Annotated in this window: 5 protein-coding genes; 2 read left to right on the forward strand and 3 right to left on the reverse strand. The window is 62.1% G+C overall.

The window, feature by feature from the left end; translation table 11 throughout:
* Positions 1-108: 108 nt before the first annotated feature.
* On the reverse strand, positions 109-1,068 hold the full coding sequence (locus tag Q0O19_RS13765) for a 2-hydroxyacid dehydrogenase (protein WP_295523904.1): 960 nt from the start codon (positions 1,066-1,068) through the stop codon (positions 109-111).
* A 187-nt stretch (positions 1,069-1,255) separates the two neighbouring features.
* Between Q0O19_RS13765 and Q0O19_RS13770 the strand changes: the two genes are divergently transcribed.
* The gene (locus tag Q0O19_RS13770) at positions 1,256-2,311 is read left to right on the forward strand and encodes a LacI family DNA-binding transcriptional regulator (protein WP_295523906.1); all 1,056 of its coding nucleotides are present in this window, start codon (positions 1,256-1,258) and stop codon (positions 2,309-2,311) included.
* Positions 2,312-2,345: 34 nt separating this feature from the next.
* Here the strand turns inward: Q0O19_RS13770 and Q0O19_RS13775 are convergent, their stop codons facing one another.
* Positions 2,346-3,335, reverse strand: a complete 990-nt coding sequence (locus Q0O19_RS13775; RefSeq protein ID WP_295523908.1) for a 2-hydroxyacid dehydrogenase — start codon at positions 3,333-3,335, stop codon at positions 2,346-2,348.
* A 127-nt stretch (positions 3,336-3,462) separates the two neighbouring features.
* Between Q0O19_RS13775 and Q0O19_RS13780 the strand changes: the two genes are divergently transcribed.
* Complete coding sequence (locus Q0O19_RS13780) at positions 3,463-3,846, forward strand: hypothetical protein (RefSeq protein ID WP_295523910.1); 384 nt, start codon at positions 3,463-3,465, stop codon at positions 3,844-3,846.
* A 70-nt stretch (positions 3,847-3,916) separates the two neighbouring features.
* On the opposite strand, the gene Q0O19_RS13785 is transcribed toward Q0O19_RS13780, so the two are convergent.
* On the reverse strand, positions 3,917-5,180 hold a 1,264-nt coding region (locus tag Q0O19_RS13785), incomplete at its 5' end, for a helicase-related protein (protein WP_295523912.1).

Below are 5,180 nucleotides of genomic sequence, written 5' to 3' on the forward strand. Positions count from 1 at the left end.
ATGCCCAGCCGCTCGCCCAGGGCCGCAGCCATGGTGGATTTACCACAGCCAGAAACACCCATGACGATGAGGCGCAAAGGCGTTGTGCTCATGTCGTCTCGACGCGTGTCACTGCACCAGGGCTGCGCACTCGGGCACGGGCGTGCGCAGTGGCTGGCCTGAAATGCCCGCCTGCATGTTGGCAAAAGCCAAATCGGCCATCGCTTGGCGAGTTTCAGTGGTCGCGCTGGCCATGTGGGGGGTCAGCACCACGTTGCTCAGGGTCCAGAGCGCTTGGGGCACATTGGGTTCGTGGGCAAACACATCGAGGCCAGCACCAGCGATCGTGCCGTTTTGCAGGGCGGCAATCAGCGCCTCCTCATCGACCACACTGCCACGCGCCACATTGATCAGGTAACCGCGAGGCCCCAGTGCCTTGAGCACATCGGCGTTGATGAGGTGTTTGGTGCCTGCGCCCCCGGGCGTGATGACCACCAGAAAATCGAGGTTGGCGGCCAGCTCAGCAGCCGAGGGGTAGAACTGGAAGCCCGAGTTGGCTTTTTCGCTGCGTGCGGTGTAAGCGATCGACATGCCAAAGCCGCTGGCGCGTTGGGCGATGGCCTTGCCAATGCGGCCTAAGCCCACAATGCCCATGCGCGCACCCGAGACCTTGCGGCCCAAAGCCATGGGACCAGACGGCCATTGGCCTGCGCGCACAAATTGGTCTGCTTGCGGGATGGTGCGGCCCACCGACAGCACCAGACCCATGGCCAGATCGGCCACATCGTCGGTCAGCACATCTGGGGTGTGCGTGACCGGGATGCCGTGTTCGATGGCAGCCGCCACGTCCACACCGTCATAGCCCACGCCAAACACCGACACCACTTTGGCGTTGGGCAGTTGCGACAAGAGGCTGCGCGGCACGCTGGCCTCACCCGTGCCAGCCACGCCCATGATGCGGGGAGCCAAGTCGGTGAATGCAGCGGGGTCGGTGATGTGGGTGCGGTCGTGTACCGTGTAGAGAGACGACAGTGCTTGGAGATAGAAGGGGTGGAGTTTGGCCACGGCCAGCACATCGGGTTTGGACACTTCATCACTCCAGTGAAAGCGGGGGTTCGGACAGCGCTGTCCAAAATAATCAAAAAAATGACAAATGGAAATTCCCATTCATCAAAGCCAATCAGGGTTTTCCACGAACTTTCAGTATGCCTGTTGAAAACTTCGGGATAGCGCTATCCTATCGGGCGTGTCCTCGAGTCTTTCTCCGGATTAACCCTTGCCCAACACTGTTTCGACTACGCCAAAGACCCTGAAAAGCCACCGCGCCACAGGTCGGGTCACCTTGAGCGATGTGGCCCAAGCCGCTGGCGTCAGCCCCAGCACGGTATCGCGTGCCCTGCGCGGGGAGCGTGCAGTCGACCCGGCCTTGATCGAGCGCGTCCAGACGGTCTCCAGTAGGCTCGGGTATGTGCCCGACCCCGCCGCCCGCGCCTTGGCCTCGCAACGCAGCAACCATGTGGCCATCTTGATCCCCTTGCTGTCCAACACCTTGTTTGTGGACTTGCTGGATTCGGCCCAAAAAACACTGCGCGCTGCCGGTTTTCAGACCCTGATGGGGGTCACCCACTATGACGCCAGTGAAGAAGAGCAACTGTTGCGCGAACAACTGCTGCACCGCCCTGCAGGTTTGCTGGTGACGGGGCTGGACCACAACCCGGTCACCCGAAAGCTCATGGACAGCACTCAGGTGCCTTGTGTGCACCTGATGGATTTGCCCCTCGCAGCCAGCGATGGAGCGCCTTACTGTGTGGGATTTCGGCAAACCGAGGCGGGTGCGGCCATGACGCGCCATTTGCTCTCGAGCGGCCGCCAGCGCATTGCATTTGCTGCCGCCCAGCTCGACCCGCGCGTGATGCAACGCCTGTATGGCTGGCGAAGCGCCTTGCAAGAAGCAGGTCTGTATGAGCCCACTTTGGAGTTTCTCAACCCGGCCCCCTCATCCTTGGCCTTGGGGGGCCTGATGTTCGAGCAAATCATGCATCAGCGTCCTGCGGTGGACGCCGTCTTTTTTTGCAACGACGATTTGGCGCAAGGGGCTTTGATGGCCGCTTTGCGTCTGGGCATTGCCGTGCCTTCTCAGGTGGCCATTGCCGGTTTCAATGACTTGACCGGCAGCGACCAGATGCTGCCCAGTTTGACCACCGTGCGCACCCCCCGAGCACGGATCGGCAAGGCTGCAGCGCAGATGCTTTTGACGCTCATGCGGGGCGAGTCACCTGACCCGGCTCAGGTGGACTTGGGTTTTGAAATCGTGCAGCGGCAAAGCACTTGATCTGTTGGGGCGTGCACGGCTTGCGAAGACGTGTTCAACGCGGACCTTGCAAGACATTGATCAAGGGCTCGCCTCGACTCAGGCGGCCCAAATTTTCTGCCAAGGTTTCTTGACGGCGGCGCACGGTGCCCGAGGTCCAGCCGGACATGTGGGGCGTCATCACGACATTGTCCAGTGACGCGAAATCGAATGTCGAGGGCGCGCATTCGGTCTGTGTGGGGGTGGGGTATTGGTACCAGGTGTCGATCACCGCGCCAGCAATTTGGCGGGATTTCAGCGCTTCAAACAAAGCCTTTTCATCGATCACCGCACCCCGGCCCACGTTGATCAGCAGGGCGCTGGAGCGCATGGCGGCGATGGCCCGAGCATCCACCAGCCCCTGGGTGTTCTGGGTCAGCGGCAGACTGACCACCACGGCATCGACCGAGCCCATGAAATCGTGCAAGCCGTCGAGCGTCCAGCTTTGGTCCACGCTGGCATGTTGAATGGGGCTGCGGTTGGCCACATGCACCCGCATGCCAAAGGCTTTGGCGCGCAAGGCCACGGTTTGGGCAATGTGCCCAAACCCCAGCAGACCCAAGGTTTGCGAACCCATCTCGGTGCGCAAAGCGGCCTTTTGTCCGGCCCAGTACGTCCAGCGCTGCTGACGCAGGTCTTGGTCGGCGCGGGCCAGAGGGACATGGCGCATGAGCAGGGCCGCGATCACGTATTCGGCGATGGCGTTTTCGTGACCAAAACAGTTGGCCAAGGTGCACTGAGCAGGCAGCATGGTGGTGTTGACCGCATCGGTGCCCGCTGCGGGTGCGTGGAACAGCCGGGCTTTGTGCGGCACCGGCATGCCTTCTTGGAGCTTGATGCCGATGACCACATCGGCGCTTTCATAATGTGCGCGCTCGCCCGGCTGATCCAGCGCATCGCTGAGGTCGATGATCTGGTGATCGGGGGCAACGAGTTGCTCAAAGTCCTGGCGGAAGTTGGCGGCGTTTTGACCGTGGAAAACGATTTTCAGGGGCAATGGGGTCATGGTGTCTGAATGTGTTGTGGGTTGGCTGGAACTGCGCGCCACTATGCCAGAAGCGGCATCGCGTTCAGGGCTTGGGCGATCGCTGGGTGACAATCGGGCTTTCTCCATGTTCACGAGACCCATGCCCATGACGCAGCTGAATAAAGCCATACTCTTCACTGACACCGATGGCCGTGCCCGATTTCGGGACGAGGTCGTAGAGTTGAGCGAAGGCACCCCCCAAAGCCAGCTGTCGGCCCTGATGGCCGCGACCGGTTGTCAACTGCGCCAGAGCCCGGTGGGGTTTCGAAGCACGTTCCATTGCTCGGGTCACCCGCAGTGGTTGTTTGTGCTGGGCGGGCAAATGGAGATCTTTTTGCAAGACGGCAGCTCGCGCACCTTTGGTCCCGGCGAGTTCTTTTACTCGGCCGACACCTTGCCCGAAGGGGCCACATTCGATGCCACGGTGCACGGCCACTGGAGCCGCCAAGTCGGCCCTGACCCCTTGGTGACCTTGTTCGTGCGCGACTGATTTTTGTCACGCCTTGGGGCAAAAAAAGAGCCCGCTTGAAGCGGGCTCTGTTCATGGGGCAGGGCGCTGATCAGCGACCGAAGCCGCCACGGCCACCGCCGCCACCGCCGCCGTTACCGCCACGGTTGCCACCGCCGAAGCCACCACCGCCATGACGGCGGCCGCTGCTGGCCAAGCTGTCGATGCTGGTGCGGGTCGGGTCAGGCTGGCCACTGGTGCGCACGGGCTTGCGGTTGGGCAAGTCCAGACGTGCAAACTGCGTGGTTTTGAGCGGATCAATGTGGCGTGGCAATTCGTCGCCATCATCACGGCGACGGTCTTGACCGCCACCTTGACCACCCTGGCCGCCACGGGCAGGGCCACGGCCTTCAGGACGTGGGCCGCGCGGTGCTGGACGGCCTTGGCCGTCGGCCCGGTTGTCAAAGCGCGGATCGCCGCGCTGGCCTTGTCCACGACCGCCTTCGCGGTTGCCGTCACGGCCACCATCACGGCCACCATCACGGCGTCCATCGCCCTGGCCTTCAAAACGCGGTGCGCCTTGTGGTCCATTGCGGCGGGATGGGGGTGGTGCGTTGCGCGAAGGACGGGGCTGGCCCTGACCTTCTGCGCGGGGTTGGCGTTGACCACCTCCGCCACCACCACCGACGGCGACTTTGTTGTCGCGGATGCGTTGCATCATGTCCTGGCGTGCGGCTTTGGCGGCTGCGGCCATCACATCGCGGCTTGGGGGCTTGCCTGCGCCGCCCCACAAAGTTTGGCGACCCATGGCGCTGGGCTCGGCCACTTCGCCTGGCTCGGGGCCAAAACCTTCGAGCAACTGCACTGGAATCTCTTGCTTGGTGAAGCGCTCGATGTCCATCATGAAGCCTTCTTCGTCCAAGCAGACCAAGCTCACGGCCTCGCCGCTGGCGCCCGCGCGGCCTGTGCGGCCGATGCGGTGAACGTAGTCTTCCGACACGTTCGGGATTTCAAAGTTCACGACGTGTGGCAAGTCTTCGATGTCGATGCCGCGTGCCGCAATGTCGGTGGCTACCAAGGCGCGGATCTCGCCGCTCTTGAAACCGGCCAGCGCTTGGGTGCGGGCGGTCTGGCTCTTGTTGCCATGCAGTGCCATGGCTTTGACGCCATTTTTGGTCAAGAAGTCGGCCACATTGTTGGCGCCAAACTTGGTGCGGGTGAACACCAAAACCTGGCTCCAGTCGTGCTTCTGGATGATGTGCAGCAGCACGTCTTTTTTCTTGCTGCGGCCCACAGGGTGGATCACTTGTGTGATGCGCTGCACGGTGGTGTTGCTGGGCGTGACTTGGATGCTTTGCGGATTCTTGAGCAAGTTG

Origin of the sequence: Limnohabitans sp. Rim8, assembly GCF_945869175.1 — a bacterium.
Taxonomy (GTDB): domain Bacteria; phylum Pseudomonadota; class Gammaproteobacteria; order Burkholderiales; family Burkholderiaceae_C; genus Limnohabitans_A.

Coding starts and splice junctions, on each gene's coding strand:
- Q0O19_RS13775 (WP_295523908.1), bottom strand. CDS start 3,335: ATGACCCCATTGCCCCTGAAAATCGTTTTCCACGGTCAAAACGCCGCC.
- Q0O19_RS13780 (WP_295523910.1), top strand. CDS start 3,463: ATGACGCAGCTGAATAAAGCCATACTCTTCACTGACACCGATGGCCGT.